Origin of the sequence: Roseibium sp. MMSF_3544, from assembly GCF_030732845.1 — a bacterium.
Lineage (GTDB): Bacteria > Pseudomonadota > Alphaproteobacteria > Rhizobiales > Stappiaceae > Roseibium.
The window spans coordinates 133,311-148,898 of the sequence record NZ_JASHKA010000001.1; the positions used below are offsets into that span (position 1 = coordinate 133,311).

The 15,588-nt window shown below is 58.8% G+C and carries 12 protein-coding genes; 5 read left to right on the forward strand and 7 right to left on the reverse strand.

Annotated elements, in window-relative coordinates; genetic code table 11:
• The first annotated feature begins 37 nt into the window (after positions 1-37).
• Positions 38-1,636, forward strand: coding sequence for a 1-hydroxycarotenoid 3,4-desaturase CrtD (gene crtD / locus RBB47_RS00635; RefSeq protein ID WP_305983778.1), 1,599 nt, complete (start codon positions 38-40; stop codon positions 1,634-1,636).
• A gap of 104 nt (positions 1,637-1,740) precedes the next feature.
• Positions 1,741-2,478 carry a carotenoid 1,2-hydratase gene (locus RBB47_RS00640; protein WP_305983779.1) on the forward strand — a complete coding sequence of 246 codons (738 nt, stop codon included), beginning with the start codon at positions 1,741-1,743 and terminating at the stop codon, positions 2,476-2,478.
• Positions 2,479-2,491: 13 nt separating this feature from the next.
• Here RBB47_RS00640 and RBB47_RS00645 read toward each other — a convergent pair whose 3' ends face one another.
• From RBB47_RS00645 to RBB47_RS00655, 3 genes are all read right to left on the reverse strand, one after another.
• Complete coding sequence (locus tag RBB47_RS00645; protein WP_305983780.1) at positions 2,492-3,676, reverse strand: phytoene/squalene synthase family protein; 1,185 nt, start codon at positions 3,674-3,676, stop codon at positions 2,492-2,494.
• Positions 3,673-5,238 (reverse strand): phytoene desaturase family protein, encoded by a 1,566-nt coding sequence (gene crtI, locus RBB47_RS00650; protein WP_371932709.1) that lies wholly within the window; start codon positions 5,236-5,238, stop codon positions 3,673-3,675. The genes RBB47_RS00645 and crtI overlap by 4 nt, the downstream gene beginning before the upstream one ends.
• Before the next feature lie 157 nt (positions 5,239-5,395).
• Positions 5,396-6,175 carry a hypothetical protein gene (locus tag RBB47_RS00655; protein WP_305983781.1) on the reverse strand — a complete coding sequence of 260 codons (780 nt, stop codon included), beginning with the start codon at positions 6,173-6,175 and terminating at the stop codon, positions 5,396-5,398.
• Between the two features lie 52 nt (positions 6,176-6,227).
• Here RBB47_RS00655 and RBB47_RS00660 point away from each other — a divergent pair, with 52 nt between their 5' ends.
• On the forward strand, positions 6,228-7,616 hold the full coding sequence (locus RBB47_RS00660; RefSeq protein WP_305983782.1) for a cytochrome P450: 1,389 nt from the start codon (positions 6,228-6,230) through the stop codon (positions 7,614-7,616).
• Here the strand turns inward: RBB47_RS00660 and RBB47_RS00665 are convergent.
• The 4 genes from RBB47_RS00665 to bchI form a co-directional block, all read right to left on the reverse strand.
• On the reverse strand, positions 7,591-8,805 hold the full coding sequence (locus RBB47_RS00665) for an ATP-grasp domain-containing protein (RefSeq protein WP_305983783.1): 1,215 nt from the start codon (positions 8,803-8,805) through the stop codon (positions 7,591-7,593). The two genes, RBB47_RS00660 and RBB47_RS00665, sit on opposite strands and share 26 nt — an antisense overlap.
• A 79-nt stretch (positions 8,806-8,884) precedes the next feature.
• Entirely contained in the window at positions 8,885-9,808 is a 924-nt protein-coding gene (gene bchO / locus RBB47_RS00670; protein ID WP_305983784.1) for an alpha/beta fold hydrolase BchO, read from the reverse strand.
• Entirely contained in the window at positions 9,808-11,682 is a 1,875-nt protein-coding gene (locus RBB47_RS00675; protein ID WP_305983785.1) for a VWA domain-containing protein, read from the reverse strand. The genes bchO and RBB47_RS00675 overlap by 1 nt, the downstream gene beginning before the upstream one ends.
• Positions 11,675-12,712: a magnesium chelatase ATPase subunit I gene (gene bchI / locus RBB47_RS00680; protein WP_305983786.1), complete on the reverse strand. Its 1,038-nt coding sequence runs from the start codon at positions 12,710-12,712 to the stop codon at positions 11,675-11,677. Before bchI ends, RBB47_RS00675 begins: the two co-directional genes overlap by 8 nt.
• 275 nt (positions 12,713-12,987) lie before the next feature.
• On the opposite strand from bchI, the gene RBB47_RS00685 reads away from it, so the two are divergent.
• Both RBB47_RS00685 and RBB47_RS00690 read left to right on the forward strand, forming a co-directional pair.
• The gene (locus RBB47_RS00685; RefSeq protein WP_305983787.1) at positions 12,988-13,983 is read left to right on the forward strand and encodes a hypothetical protein; all 996 of its coding nucleotides are present in this window, start codon (positions 12,988-12,990) and stop codon (positions 13,981-13,983) included.
• Between the two features lie 113 nt (positions 13,984-14,096).
• Positions 14,097-15,137 carry a glycoside hydrolase family 3 N-terminal domain-containing protein gene (locus tag RBB47_RS00690; protein ID WP_305983788.1) on the forward strand — a complete coding sequence of 347 codons (1,041 nt, stop codon included), beginning with the start codon at positions 14,097-14,099 and terminating at the stop codon, positions 15,135-15,137.
• The last annotated feature ends 451 nt before the right edge of the window (positions 15,138-15,588 follow it).

Sequence of the window (15,588 nt, forward strand, 5' to 3'; positions counted from 1 at the left end):
TTGAAAAGTCAACTTCAAGGACCGCGCTTTGGGCAGGATGCCGGAAAGTAGGATTGTCATTATCGGGGCCGGCATGGGTGGTCTTGCCGCGGCGCTGCGCTTGGCAAGCAGTGGTGTCCCGGTTCTTGTGCTGGAAGCTCAAAAGGCGCCCGGTGGAAAAATGCGCCAGGTCTGGGCAGGAGGGCAGGCGTTCGACGCTGGTCCGACCGTCCTTACGATGAAATGGGTCTTTGATGATCTGTTGGCCGGTTTGAACACCAGCCTGGAAGACGAAATCGCACTGGATAAGGCGGATCTCCTTGCCAGACACTTCTGGGCCGGTGCCGACCAGCTGGATCTCCATGCCGACGTGGACAGAAGCGTCGACGCCATTGGTGCGTTTTCAGGCCGCGCAGATGCAGCCGGTTACCGGAAATTTGCTGCAGATAGCCAGCGTGTTTTTGAGACGCTCAAGGACACGTTCATCAGCGCCTCCAGACCGAACCCGGTTTCATTGTCCAGCAGGATCGGATTTCTCAGGTTTGCTGACATGCTGGCGCTTCGCCCGTTTTCGACACTATGGGCAGCGCTCGGCGAATACTTCTCTGACCCGCGTTTGCGGCAGCTGTTCGGTCGCTACGCGACCTATTGCGGGTCGTCTCCCTTTGCAGCGCCGGCAACCTTGATGCTGGTCGCGCATGTCGAACAGGCAGGCGTGTGGATACCGAGAGGCGGTATGCATGGTATCGCGAGCCGCTTCCAGGCCTTGGCAGAAAGCCGGGGTGTTTCGTTCCGCTTCGATGCCCCTGTGGACCAGATCCAGACGGACAGCACCAGTGGCGCCGTCAAGGCCGTGCGCCTTGGAAGTGGTGAAGTCATCGAAGCCGGCAAGGTCATTTTCAACGGCGATGTCAGTGCGCTTCAAGACCTTTTGACGCCGAAATCGCAAAAGGCCTTCAAAAAGGTGCCGGATCGGAAGCGATCTCAGTCGGCCCTGGTCGCGTGCGGCGTGGCCAAGGCAAAGGGCGTACCGCTGGCGCACCACACGGTCTTTTTTTCAGATGATTACAAGGCTGAATTTCAAGCCGTTTTTCAGGACCGTTCCGCCCCTCCGGATCCAACGGTATATGTCTGCGCGCAGGACCGGGACGGCTCCGGTGGATTGCGTCGCGGCCGGTTCGGGCAGGACCTGGAACGCATTTACTGTCTCATGAACCTGCCGGCGGACGGCGACAGACACAGCTATTCGACAAGCGAGTTGGATCAATGCCTCACAGCGATGGACCGCCGGCTGGCGAAAAACGGACTGACACTTCTCAGAGACGAGAACGCTCAGGTTCTGACGGCGCCGGACGGTTTCAACAAACTCTTCCCCGCGACAGGGGGCGCGCTCTACGGCCAGGCCTCTCACGGGTGGATGGCGTCGTTCAGCCGGTTGGGGGCGAAGGGCAGGCTCAAGGGTCTGTACCTGGCCGGCGGCAGCGTGCATCCGGGACCGGGGATCCCAATGGCCGCGTTGTCGGGGAAACTGGCGGCCGAGCAGGTGATGGCGGATATCGCTATGACCGGCCGGTTCCACCGGGTGGCTACCAGTGGTGGTACGTCGACGCAACCAGCGACTGCGGCAATTACGCCCTCACGATCATCGCCTTCATAGGGTCGGTTTTCTCGCCCTATTACCATTTTTCCGGCAGGAAGACGCCGGAGAACCATGTCGCGTTCAATGTAGCGCTCTATCAGCCCTCGGGAAACATCTGGGCGATGACCGAACGCGGCTCGAAAAGTCTCGTCCGCAACGCCAAGGGCGTTTGGATCGGCAGCAGCGGATTGACCTGGTCCGGCGGTGAACTGGCATTGGAATTCGAAGAAATGGCGCTGCCCTGGCCGGGACATCGCTTCTTTCCCAGACGCTTTAATGGACGCGTTCGCCTCCAGCCGGAATTCCTTCATTTGAAGCCGTTCGACCTGGATGGGGAGGGGTGTCACGTCTGGTGGCCGCTCGTCCCGCAGGCGCGCCTTACAGTTGAATGCGACCTGCTGCCAGATGGCGGTTGGGAAGGGGAGGCGTATCACGATCTGAATTTCGGGTCCCGACCGCTCGAGACAGACTTTATCGCCTGGGACTGGGCGCGTGGCCGGGCGCAAGACAACAAGACGATCGTTCTTTACGACGCCGATATGCGCAATGGGGAGCAACGGACCCTCGGCCTTGCGTTTTCTGTCGGGAGCAACGCGGAGCCGATCGATTTGCCGGCGCGAAAGGCCTTGCCGCGCGGGGCATGGGGCATTCGCGGGAATATACACTGCGACGAGACCGACGAGCCCAATAGGTCGAGACGGTTGGAGGACACGCCGTTTTACACGCGATCGCTTGTGGAAACGACGCTGAAGGGAGAGCCCTTGCAAATGGTGCATGAGACACTTGATTGTCGGCGTCTCGCCAATCCGCTCGTAAGGATGATGCTGCCTTTCAGGATGCCCAGAAGGACCTGGGGTTAGAACCCGATGAGATTCATATCAGCCTTGCAGCCTTTTGCCGGGCGGCGAGTTTGTGAAACCGCAGGTCCTGCCGGCTTTCGTTTTGCAGTCTGATCAAGACACAAAGCAGACGTTCTGATGCGGAATCCGCTTGGACGTTGTGCGCTTGAAGTGATTTTTTTGCCTTTGCGATCGAAAAGGTCCGGGCAGCTGCGTTGACGAGCCCTGCGGCAGACGGGTCGGCTGCTGTTTCTTTCGCTTGCCGGGCGCTCACCGCTCGACTCTTGGCGGGCCGGCGTGCAGCCGCCAGGAGCGAGACCTTTCGCATCAACCCCGTGTGCGCCCTCTTCGTGACGCTGTCGTACCCGTTTGCCACGATTTCCATGCCAATCTCTTCATATATGAGAGCTGCGGAACGGATTGCATGCTGGCAGTCAGACGGGAGGGCAGCGATCCCGGCATGACCAAGACGATAGTGCCGTTCGGCCTCATTGAGCAGGCGCTTCACAACCTTACCCAGTTCCGGAGAAAAACGCGGCGAAACGAGAAAGGTTTCCGGATTGATTCCCTGCTGCTCCAGCCAGTCCAAGGGCAGATAAATGCGCCCGTTCCGCGCATCTTCGCCGACATCCCGGGCGATGTTCGTAAGCTGCATCGCGATACCGAGATCTGCGGCCCGGGCAAGGTGCTGCGGCTCGCCGGTGCGCATGATGAGCGACATCATCAGACCGACAGTCGCGGCAACGCCTGTCGCATATTCCTTGACATCATGAAGCGTCTGGTAGCGCCGGTTGGCAATGTCCATTGCGAAACCGTCCAACAGCGCTAGCGGGATGCATTCGGGTATGGCGTAGTCTTCAACCGTCTTCTGAAATGCACGGTCGCATGGGTAGTCCGCCGGTCTGCCCTGGTAGATCAGACGCAGCCGTTGCTTCAGCTGCTCCAGCGAGGTCCGGTCTGACCGGGGATCGTCAATCAAATCGTCCGAGTGCCGGCAAAAGGCATACAGCGCAACCGCTGCCTTGCGGGTCTCGGGAGGGAGGAGCAAGGAGGCAAGATGAAAGGATTTGGAGCCTTTGCGAATGGACGCGGTGCACGCATTCAGATCGCTCCGGTACCTTGAAAGACCGTAGCGCGGGCTTGAGGAGTCCATCGGCCTTTTCGCGTGAAGGGCGAAAGGTTCAAAGCCTTCCAGCGCTCTTGGGCTGACCTTGTTCATTGCGGGACCTCTGCAGCGTGCGCGGGCTGGGGAATTGTCGCCGGATCAGGCACGAGGTCGGCCACAATCTGAGCAGAACAAACAACGCCTGGTAATCCGGCACCCGGGTGTGTCCCGGCGCCGCACAAATAGAGGTTCTCCAACTCCTCGCTTTTGTTGTGTGGCCGGAACCAGGAACTTTGGAGAAGCTTCGGTTCAAACGAAAACGCAGCCCCCTGCCAGGACAGGAGCCGCTCGCGAAAGTCGATCGGCGTCAGCACCTTGGAGCTCACGACATGCCGCGAAAGGTTCGGCAACACGGTTGCCTCAAGCTGAGCGGCAATTTTCTGCCGGTAGTTTTCCGCAAATGTCTCCCAAGCTGTTCCGCTGGCAAGATTGGGGACGGGACTGAGAACATAAAACGCGTCGCAACCTTCCGGCGCCACCGACGGATCGTTCGCTGAAGGCCGGTGTAGGTAAAGGCTGAAATCTTCCGCCAGGTGTTTCTTGATGAAGATATCTTCCAGCAATCCCTTGTATCGGGGCCCGAACAGCATCGTGTGATGACCGATGTCGTCATAGTTGCGGTCAGTGCCGAAATACCAGACGAAAAGACTCATCGAAAAATCGCCGCGCCTGATCTTGCGGTCGGTCCAGCGCTTGCGCGGATAATCCTTCAAGAGCTTTCCGTAAGTCATTGCAGAATCACAGTTTGACACCACGATGTCCGCGTGTACCGTCTCGCCGGAGGCGAGCCGTACTCCCGTTGCTTTTCTTCCTGTCGTCAGGATGCTTTCAACCGTCTCATTCAGGCGGATCGTGCCGTTGTTTTTCCTCACGAGACCCGCGATTCCGCTGGCGAGCTTGTTTGTTCCACCCATGGCGTAGTGAACGCCGTGCTTGCTCTCAAGATGCGCGATCAGGCAGTAAAAGGACGTGGTGGTGAACGGATTTCCGCCAATGAGGAGCGGATGAAACGAAAAGACCGACCGAAGTCTTTCGTTCTTAAAATGCTTGGAGACGACGCTGTAGACTGAGCGGTAGCCGCCGAGCCTGACGAGCTGTGCAAACGTACTCAGCGTAAAGGCGAGGCTGTGAAAGGGTTTGTCGGCAAGTTCCAGGAATGCGTATTCGTAGATCTGGCGGCTTTCTTCCATGAAGGTGCGGTATCCAGCAACATCATCCGGTTCAAAGCGCGCAATCTCCGCTTCCATCGCGGCCTGATCCCCCGAATAGGTGAAAACTGAGCCGTCGGAAAAACGGATCTTGTAGAAGGGGTCGTTCTCCCGAATGTCGAGATCGTCCGACAGTTTGCCTCCGCAATCCTCCCAGAGTTTTTCGAACAACCACGGCGCCGTGATGATTGTCGGACCGGCATCAAAGGTAAATCCGTCCTGCTGGTAGGCGTAGGCCCGTCCACCCGGCTTGTCCAAGGGATCAAACACCGTCACCCGGTACCCGCGCTTGCCCAGCAAGGCCGCAGCGGCCAGCCCGCCGACACCGGCTCCAATGACCACTGCGTGGGGCGCTCCAGGTTTGTCCGTCTCCGTGATTTTTGATGGAATGTCCGGGGCGATGTTCACGTTCGTGCTCCTTTCCCCATGGACCCAACCCGAACGGACACTCGGTGCCCGCGTGCCGTTCGATGGCGGGCAGGAGTGGGTCAGGTGTCAAACGGGCTCTTCCCTTGTGTAAATTTTAGTTTACACTTTTCTGTCTCAGAAAGAAGACCTTTTCAGATTATTCTGCGGCATCCAGGTCCAGTGGCCTGTTGTTGCGAGGTCTTGCAGTCCTGGTTAAGAAGCGACGGCTGACTTGATGGCGATGGTAAAAGATCAGTGCGAGACCCGTTGCAAGAGGGATCGCCCAGAGCCCTGGTGCAAGCGCAAGTTCCGGCATGAGGCGCACGGCGCCGAAGGCAAAGAAGGCCGTATAGACCGAAATTCCGGTTCCGACGATCGCCTTTATGTGCTCCAGCAACCACTCGATGGGTCCAGGATCACTCTTGAGCAGAAACCAGACATTTGTCGCAACAGTCGCAAAGCCGACCATAGATATGCCGATCATCATCGGCTGCGCGATCAGGACACCCTGCAGCGCGCAGTTGGCGGAGGCGACAAAAAGTGCAGCCTGAAGACCCCAGTTCAGAGGCGTCTGGTTCTTGCGCTGGTCCCGCTTGTTCACAGCACACAGCCAGCCGTACCAGGCCAGATTGACCGTCAAGAGGCCAAGATACAGCATCATCCAGCCGAAGATCCCGCGAACGAGCACCGGATCGGAAAAATCCTCGTGATGGACGAGATGCGGATGGGTGGCCATTGGTGCAATCAACGTCAGCGTCGCCATCATCATGGCAATCGTACCGGTGAACAGCATGGCAGCGGCGAACAGCCGGCCCCACCACCGGTGCCGTTCCCCGCCCTTCCTGGCAAACACCGGAACCCAGAAACCAACAAGGCCGGGTGCGCCGGTCGCTATGTGCAGCGCGATCAAGACTTTGAAGAGATCATAAACGGTCATTGGCACAAGACTCCCGCAATGGCGCGCAAAACGCCGAGGGACGGAGGAAAAAATGGCGGTCACTGAAATCTACGTTCCCCCGCGCCCCTCGCGTCTGCCGCCTGTCATGGCGTTGTTGCGTACGGTTTGGCACGGGGAGGGTGATCTTCTCAGCCTTTTGCCCGGATCTGCCTTTGCAATGAGTGCCGGGGAACTCGGGTATTCGCGGCGGTCGATCAAGTTGTTCAACGATCCGGAACTGGTGCGGCAGATCCTTCACGACGCAGACGGCATCTTTCCCAAGAGCGACCTCATGGTCGGCGCGCTGGAGCCACTGATCGGCGATTCCATCTTCGTCTCGGACGGCGCGAAGTGGCGCCGGCAACGGGCGATGATCGACCCGGCCTTTTCCAAAATGCGCCTGACACGTGCCTTTGCGGCCATGCAACAGGCCGTTGATGCCTATGTCGAACGGCTGCGCACGAGTGCCGAGCGCAACGAAGTTCTGTCGCTTGACCGGATCATGAGCGAGCTGACCGCCGATATCATCTGCCGGACGGTGTTTTCGACGTCGCTCGACACGCAGATCTCCAGGGACGTCTTCGATGATTTCGAGGTTTTTGAGCGCGGTGTCGCGCAGGTAAAGATCTGGCGCCTGATCATGGATCCTGCCTGGACGAAGGTGCCCCAAAGCACCGAGGTTCTGGCGGCATGCGAACGTATCCGGCACCATCTGGGCGGACTGATCGATACCCATACCGGTCCCGAAGCCGACCGTTTCGATGACATCGCCAGTGCAGTTATCGCTGCCCGCGACGCAGATACCGGAGACCCTTTCACGCGGGACGAACTGATTGATCAGCTCGGAGTGTTTTTCCTCGCCGGGCACGAAACGACGGCCAGCGCGCTCACATGGGCGTTCTATATGCTTGCCATGTGCCCCGACGTTCTTGAGCGGCTTCGAACCGAAGTCGATGCCGTGACGAAGGGTGGTGATATCTCGTTCGAGGCGACTCGCTCGCTCACCTTTACCAGGGCCGTATTCAAGGAGACGCTCAGGCTTTATCCGCCAATCACTTTCATGCCGCGCGTTGCCCTTAGAGCGACCCGGATCGGTGACTACAAGGTACGCAAGGGGGCACTCCTGATGATTTCGCCCTGGACGCTTCAAAGGCACACGCGCTACTGGAGCGAGCCGGATCGCTTCGATCCTGAACGCTTCATGCCTGACCGGGAAAAGGACGTGCTGCCCGGGACTTACATTCCGTTCGGATCGGGACCCCACACGTGTGTGGGTGCAGGTTTTGCTGCCGTTGAAAGCGCCTTGATCCTCGGGCGCCTGACGCGCGCATTCGACTTCGTTCCGGAAGGCTCTGAACACGTGAAGCCTGCGGCGCGTCTGACGACGCGGCCGTCCCAGGAAATCCGTGTGCGGGTCAAGAACAAGAGCCATGGGCGTTAACAGGTTTGGCGGCGTCAATTGATGCGGTGCCGGAGGCTGGTGCCCTCGGAGGCCAGGCAATGTCGCTTGTTGCTGCTTCGCCGAAGGTTCGGCCACCAAACATCACCTGCTTGAGAACCGGCCAGGAATAAGGTGTCATGAGCGGAAACGGGACGGGATCGGCGGTGGACCAAAGCACGTCCCGCGCGCTCAGCATTGCGCGAAGATGGCGAAGGGCCGTTTTGGGCCGGAAGATGTTGCCATAGACCTGCAGAAGCGTTGTGTGGCCCTCCTGAAACCGCTTTTCCGCTTTCAGTCCGACCGTCGGTGCGCTGTCGAACTCAGTGATCGCACGAGCGATGCCGGCGGGCTCCATGAAGTGTATTCCGCTGGTGAGGCGTGGATTGCATTCAAGTGGCCAAGGTCTCCCGTCTTCATCCACGATGAAGTCGAATGCCAGGAAGTAAGAGTAGTTGCCGGCGCGGGCGAAGTCGGCGACCCATTCCTCGACTGGGTGTAAATCTTCCACGCGTTGAAAGCAGACGGCCACGGTGCCGGCGAAAACGTTTCCCTCATAAGTGACATGGGCGAGCACTTCGCCGTTCCGGCATAGACTCAATGTGCTGACTTCGCGACCAAAGATCCGCGACTGAACGATTGCGTCGGTATTGCCAAGGCTTTCCGCCGGAAGCGTCTTGGGCGTCAGCATGCGCAAGTCCTGGCCGGAGCACCCCAGTCTCGGTTTGACGACAGTCTCGCGTGATGCGGCGAGCTCCGATGCCGAAACGTCCGACGCCAGGTATGTTTCGGGAACCGTAAGTCCTGCCTCCTTGGCGATCTGGTTGAAGCTGTATTTGTCGTGAAGCTTCTGGAGTTCTTCATTGGAAATCGCAAAGAGCTGCGTTTCTTCCGGAAGTCTATTTTTCAGCAGGCTGACATGCAGAGCTTCTTCGGAAACCGGCAGGATCAGGTCGACCTCTTCGCGCGCGACAATCTCGAGCAGGCAGGTGAGATATTGCTCCTGATGGCTGTGCGGGGAGGGCGTTTGAAACGACTTTTCGACGGCGTTTGACGCCCGGCAAAGGTGGAAGGCAAACGGATCTGCGACCAGAACCCGGCACCCGGCCGTGTTCAGCGCCCGCGCGAGTTCAAGCGCTTTCGGCAGACGACCAAGCGTCAGCAGTACGGTTATGGACTTGCCATTCGACATGACGCATGTCCCCAGTTCTCAGCGCGTGTGGCGGATCCTTTTCTTGTCCTCACCGGTCGGATTGTGATTTTCTGTTGTCTCATGCCGCGTCCGCCCCGTTTGAGCGGCCGTTTGGAACGACGGTACTGATCCAGCTCTCAACGACTTCCGGATTGCATTCATGAACCAGATGCCCACCCGTCGCCGTCAGCGTCAGGCTGCTGTTTTGTGCGAAGCCGGCGGCTTTTTTCGAGCTTGAGGTGGGCACCATCGGATCGTCTTCGGCTGCAAACAAATCGAGCGGTGTCGCCAGGCGCCGCAGCATCGCATTGAGATGGGACAGGTCCCAGGAGGCCATCATGCCGAGGGCGCCACGCACATGACCGGTCGACCCCAGCAGTTGGCGATAGATCGCTTCCCCCTTGGCGTCGATCGGAGACCCGGTCGCCGTCAGCAGGTTGTGGCCGAGAGGGGTCGACTTGGCCAGCAACGAAAACATGGAGGCCGACAAAGGATTTGCAAAAAGCGCCTTTGCCATCGGCGACAGCACGCGGTTCCCCCGGATCGGTTTGAGTGCACCGTTGACACCCAGGACGCGACCAGACCCTTGAAGGGGGGCTTGCAACGACCTTTGCGCTGCCGAGACGAGAGACACGCCGATCACTGCACCGGCGGAATGCCCCATGATCATTTGCGGCTGGACTTCCAGTGCGTGGAGGAGCGAACGGATCGATGTTGTCATGCCTTCCAGAGACAGGTCCGGTGTCGTGGTTGGACGTGTGAAGCCGTGGCAGGGAAGGTCCGGTACGATCAGCTTGAAGCGGGTTTCCAGGAGCGGAATGAGATTGCGCCAGGAAAACGAGGCCGATCCGGTTCCGTGGATCAGCAACAGGCACGGCGCGCCTTTCGGCCCCAGCACCTGAACATGCCAGCGATAGCCTGCGATCTCCAGGAAACGGCTGGCGTCCCGATAGGGCCAGTCGCGTCCGTCCGTGTCCCAGTCCAGCCAGTCACGATCCCGCATCAGCCTCGTGCCTCCTCAAGGGACGCATTCACGACATCTGACATAGATCCGGCGTCTGCGTACTGCAGGAAGTGCAAGTCTGCGCCCATGGTTTCGGCGAGCGAGGCCACGGAGTCTCGCGGACGGCGCGCAATGTCGATGCAGATCGAGCGCATCTCCAGGCTCCGGTATTGACTGGCAACGCGCCCGAGCTCCTCCCGGGCGCGAGTTCTGTCGGGCTCTCCGTTGCGCGCGATGTTGCCGCGGCCATCCGTCAGCAGCACCATGACCGGCGTGCTGCCCTGACGCCGGACCGTCAGCGCAAGTTCCAGGCCTTTTTCCAGACCGGAGACAAGAGGTGTTGGGCCTCCGCCCGGCAATCCGGCGAGCTTTCGTTTCGCCATGACCAGCGAGCGTGTCGGCGGCAACACGGTTTCAGCCCCCTTGCCGCGGAACGCGATCATGGCAACTTCGTCCCGGCGCACGTAGCACCTCGACAGAAGCTGCTCGATTGCACCTTTGGTTTCACCAAGGCGTTCCAGTGCGGTCGATCCTGATGCGTCGACCATGAAGATGGCTGTGGAGGGTGTTTCGTGCCGTAAACGCTGGAAGCGGTAGTCGTCCCGCGTGATCAGGGCGCGGGGTTGTTTGGATCGCCTCTGGTCCCTGTCTGACAGGCGGGACAGGAGGATGGCGCGGTTTTGGTTGCGGATCACCTGCCACGGTGCTGCTGCTCGCAGTGTCGCGATGATGTTGGGCCGGGCATCCGGGAAAGGGGCTGTGCGGGAAACTGCAACAGGCCGTCCGCGGCGGGCATTTTTCTGTGGTGTTCCTGCCTTTCCAGTCCGCGCGCTTCCGGTTCGCACCGGAGCGCTAGCCGACAGCTCAGGCAAACCGGAAATCGTTCCGGTTTCAACGGCGGCAAGCAACTCGGTCAGTGCAGACAGGTCCTGCGGGGATTTGTTCTGCTCCTCGCTCTTCGGCTCCGTCTGTGCAGCGTGAGGCTGAGAGGGTGCGCAGGTCTCTGGAGACATTTGTTCGCCGCCTTCGGGAAGCTGATCTTCCTCCGGCGCCGGCTGTTGCTGCAATTGAACGCCGAGGCACAAGCGGGTGGCGGCAAGTGCATCTGCTTCGCCGACGCTGCTTCGGCTTTCCATGGCAGCCAACATGCGGCTGACCAGTGTCAGGAAGCGCAGTCGGCGCATGGAGGCACAACCGGTGGCGCTGGCGACATGCGACAGCAGCTCCGTGATTGGCGCTGATATTTCAACCTTTTGCCAGTTCAGAGGCGAGTTCGGCTGCGGTTCCTGTAGGGTCCGCGTGACTTCGCTCCAAGAGACTGCACTCAGATCGGCGATCAGGCCGAGCCGGTCCGAAAGGGCGGGGGGTACGTGCTCTTCGGGAGTGGCGGCTTCATCGATCGCAATCACCCAAAAGCGTGCCTTCTGGGGGCTTATGGCTTGCGCGGAGGAGTGGCAGGGAGACTGCGTCGTCTTTATATCCATGGCGTTGCCGATGATGGCCGCCGTGGCAGCTTCAAGTCGTTCGGCCATGGGAAGAAGCAATATGCCCTCATCGGCGCGGGCCAACAGGCCGCGCGTTGCAACGACGCGGCCTGACTTGGCAGTCGCCGGAATATCTATGCTTCCCAAAAGGGCGGAATGGCCGACGGAACTGGGAACCCTGGTCCATGGGGTTTTGGAACCAAGCATCTCTTTGAGACGGGAAAGATAGGCCTCACGCACACCGCCTGCGCGCGCCTTCAGCCACAGGCCGCCGAGCTGCGGACCGCCGATCTTGAGTAGTTTTGCGGCAAGAAGTGCGTCCTGCCAGGCACCGCGATACTCCGTGTCTGGCGTGGCGCCATATGCGGTACCTGTCCCCTGATCATCCATGGCCGATTTCCGCGCTGACCGCGGCAATCGCCCGTTCGACCCGCGGTGCACTGCCGGCATCGTCGAGCGGATCGCGGCGAAGACGATGGCAAAGGACGAGCGGCGAAATTTCCGATACATCGCTCCAGCTGACTTCGGAGCGTCCGGCAAGTGCAGCAGAGGCCCTGCAGGCGCGCATCAGGGTCAGCTCACCGCGCATCCCGTCTATCCCAAGTCCCATGCACAATTGCGACATGCGCGTCAGGACGTCGTCCGGAATATCAACGTTGCGCAGGATCTTGCGCGCCTTGACCACCCGGTTCCGGATGGAGGCATCCTTGCGCGCCCAGCTTTGGCAAAAGGCATCCGGGTCCGCTTCGAAAGCGTCCCTTCGCCGGATCACCTCGATCCGTTGCTTCAGGTCGTCAATGGTGCGCACGTCCACAGCCAGGCCGAACCTGTCAAGCAATTGCGGGCGAAGGTCTCCTTCCTCCGGATTGCCGCTGCCCACAAGCGCAAAGCGAGCTGCATGACGGATGCTGAGGCCTTCACGTTCGACGACATTGACACCTGACGCGGCCGCATCGAGCAGCAGGTCGACAAGGTGATCCTCCAGCAGATTGACTTCGTCGATATACAGAAAGCCCCGGTTTGCTGCCGCCAGAAGTCCGGGTTCAAAGTCTTTCTCTCCGGCAACGAGTGCTTTTTCGAGATCGAGTGCGCCGCAAATCCTGTCCTCTGTTGCGCCAAGCGGCAGGTCGACCATTGGCGTGCGGACCTTGGTCACGTTTGGTGGATTTCCGCCGGCCCTTGCGTTGCAGACAGGGCAAGCGTCCTGCGGACGCCCGGGTTCGCAATTGAATCGGCAGCCGGCCCGGGTTTCGATTTTTGGAAGGAGTTCAGCCAGTGCGCGCACGGCGGTCGATTTGCCGGTGCCCCGGTCGCCGAAGATGAGGACACCGCCAAGAAGGGGTTCCACCGCTGCCATCAGCAGAGCTTTCTTCATGTCCTCCTGGGCGACGATTGCCGAAAAGGGAAACGGTTTGGACATGGGTCTCGCCTGTTGTGAGTGTCAATTTAAGTTGACACATTTTCAGTGTGAAATGAAGTCAATTCTTTGAGCTGGGCCTTTGGCTGCGCAGAGAGCCGCTCATGCAATTGTGCAAGTGAACCATGCATTCGTGCGGCTTAAGCAACCGACAGGTCACATCTATATCTTCTCAAGCTGCATTTTCTCAGCGTCCGACCAAGGTGACGATGCCGACACACATTTTTTGTCGCGCAGACCTTTTGGTCGCGGCGGCTCATTTTTGAAAGTTATGACTCATGATGCCAACGCTTCCTGGCGCGGCGAAAAAGCCTGCCGGTAAACCCAGAATGCAGGAGCCGGTTTCCATGATACCGGCTTGGCCACCTGCAGGCGCCGTCGAATCCAGATGGGCAACCAAGGGAAACTTCTGGGAACTGTCGCGTTCGGTTGGACGCGAAAACCCTTGGGATCTGATCATATTCAACTTTCAGACGCAGGACCCGCTTGAGGTTAACTGGTATCTGCACAACGCTGTCGGATGCTGGCGCCTGGACTCATCGGGAAACTTCAAGTTCGACAAATCCATGACCAAAGACGGCAAGGGCGGGATTATCTACATCCCTCCGCCGCATTGGAGACCACCCTCTTATTTCAGCAAGGGTTCGGGTGCAGGAACCTTTGTCTCGGGGATCCAGCACGCGGCCGTGACCATGCTGAGGGGCCTTTCGGCGAGAATGCCGACTGTCAGCCATGGTCAGACAACCATGCTGCCACGCGACTACAGGACAGTCGCCGACCTCATCGAGCGCCACGAGGTTGCGCTTGAAGTTAATCCCGACCTGAGGGCAAGGGGTAGTTACACGGATTTTGAGAAGACGGTCACACTCAGTTTCATTCCCAGGATAGGCAATGCGCGCCACATCGGGACGCTGGCGAATGAATCCGTACACGTTGCAACCCACTATTACGAAATTGCGCACAATCGCTTGAAAAACGAATACGTATCGACCGTGGTTGGCTCTATTGCAATCGGGGTTAGCAGCGAACGCGTCCTGGAGCGTCTCATAAACCCGAAGCGATACAAATACTGGCGTTTTTACTATTCTGGTTGGGTATGGCTCAATTACCTAAAACCATATGGACACTGGAGTCTTGATCTTGATTACCTGGATCGGGAATTTGAACACCCCTTCTTATCCAAGCCAGTAAATGCCTTTACCGAGCTAAAAGCGTCTATGGATAGAAGTTACGGATGGGCTGCTGGTATAGAGGATATTCCCGAGTGGGATTAGTGCCTCGGAATTCTTTCCTGGGCCGGCTTGTCGATTGACATCCGGTCACCTTGGCGCAAGCTCGCAGATGGAGCATCTTTGATCTAAGAAGAGAGCTCTGAAAGGCCACGGAGATGAGCAAACACCTTCGCGACGATGCCCATGCCATGGTCCTTCCGGCATTTGCCGGCACGATCTTGAGCGAGCAGGCTAAACGGTTTCTGGATAATGGCGGCGTTTCGATACTGCTTGGAGAAACGCGAGAAGAATATGTCGCGCGACGGATGAGCGAAGAGCGACGCAACTCCGAGACGGTGGAGACGTTCACAAAGGTTGTTGGCGAGACGAAAGCGCGATCAGACACGCTGTTGGTGTGTGTCGATCAGGAGATCAGCGGTATCTGCCGTCTTCACGATCTGGTCGCTCCCTTTCCGGCATCCGAACACCTGCTCGCGCTGACGGATGCGGAGATGGAGGAGCTATGCTGCTCTATCGCTGCCACTGCATCATCGATGGGCGTCAACGTGTTTCTGGCGCCTGTCCTTGATCTGGTGACCGGCACGAACCCCTGGCTCGCCGGGCGGACCTATTCCACGAAACCCGAGACAGTCGGCAGGATATCGGCTGCCTACGTTCGTGGTGTTCAAAAAGGCGGCGTTGCCGCGACCGGCAAGCATTTTCCCGGATTTCAAAATCTCGATCGTGATCCCGCCATTGATCCTGACGCGGTCAACTCGGAGGCCCTCGCAACCTTCGAAGTCGGCCTCAAGCCCTTTCGGGATGTGATTGCCGCGGGCATTGAGATGATCATGGTCGGACCGGCCATTGTTTCGGCTTTCGATCCGGATCGGGCTGCGCTCCGATCGAGGACCGTCGTGGATCTGCTGAAAGAAGATCTTTCCTTTGGTGGGGTCGTCATGGCGGACGATCTCGACTCGCGGGCCACGATGCGTTCAGACAGTGTCGAACAGGTGGCAATCGACGCAGTCCGCGCGGGCTGCGATTTCCTTCTGCTTGCCGACATTGACAATCAGTTGCAATCGGTTCCTGCGGCCATCGTCAATGCGGTCGAGACCGGTCTGATTTCGGCCGAAAGGGTTCACATGTCCGCCGAAAAGGTGCGCGGTTTGGCGCGCAGGTATGAAACCGGAATTCTGCCCGCTTCGCTCACCTGACAATCGTCCGTAAACGCCGTGTCATTCATGTCTGATGTCCTGGGGGACCAACCCCTCCGGGTCTTCTTACCAAATTGTAATCGGCGCGTAAGATGTTGGACATGTCCAGTTCCCATCTCTTCCTGACCATCGACGGGAGGAGGATTTGACATGGAATGGAACGACAGCGCTTTCTGCGACAAAAAACGCACGCTGAACAAGTGGAGCGGATCGGGTCCTCAGCCGGTATTGTGCTGCGGACCCGCGAGGCTGCGCGCGCGGCCAATTGGCAAGAGCGCCGCACTGGCATGAACCTGGATTGCGCTGTTCCGGCGAGGACGAGCGCAAATGAAGTGATCCGAAATTCCATCATCTCTCAGCATCACAAATGAGCTGGCGGATGAAAAAAATCTTCCGGTAGAACAATCATTGGTTATGTTTCAATTATGGTCAAACTCATCAAACCAATGAA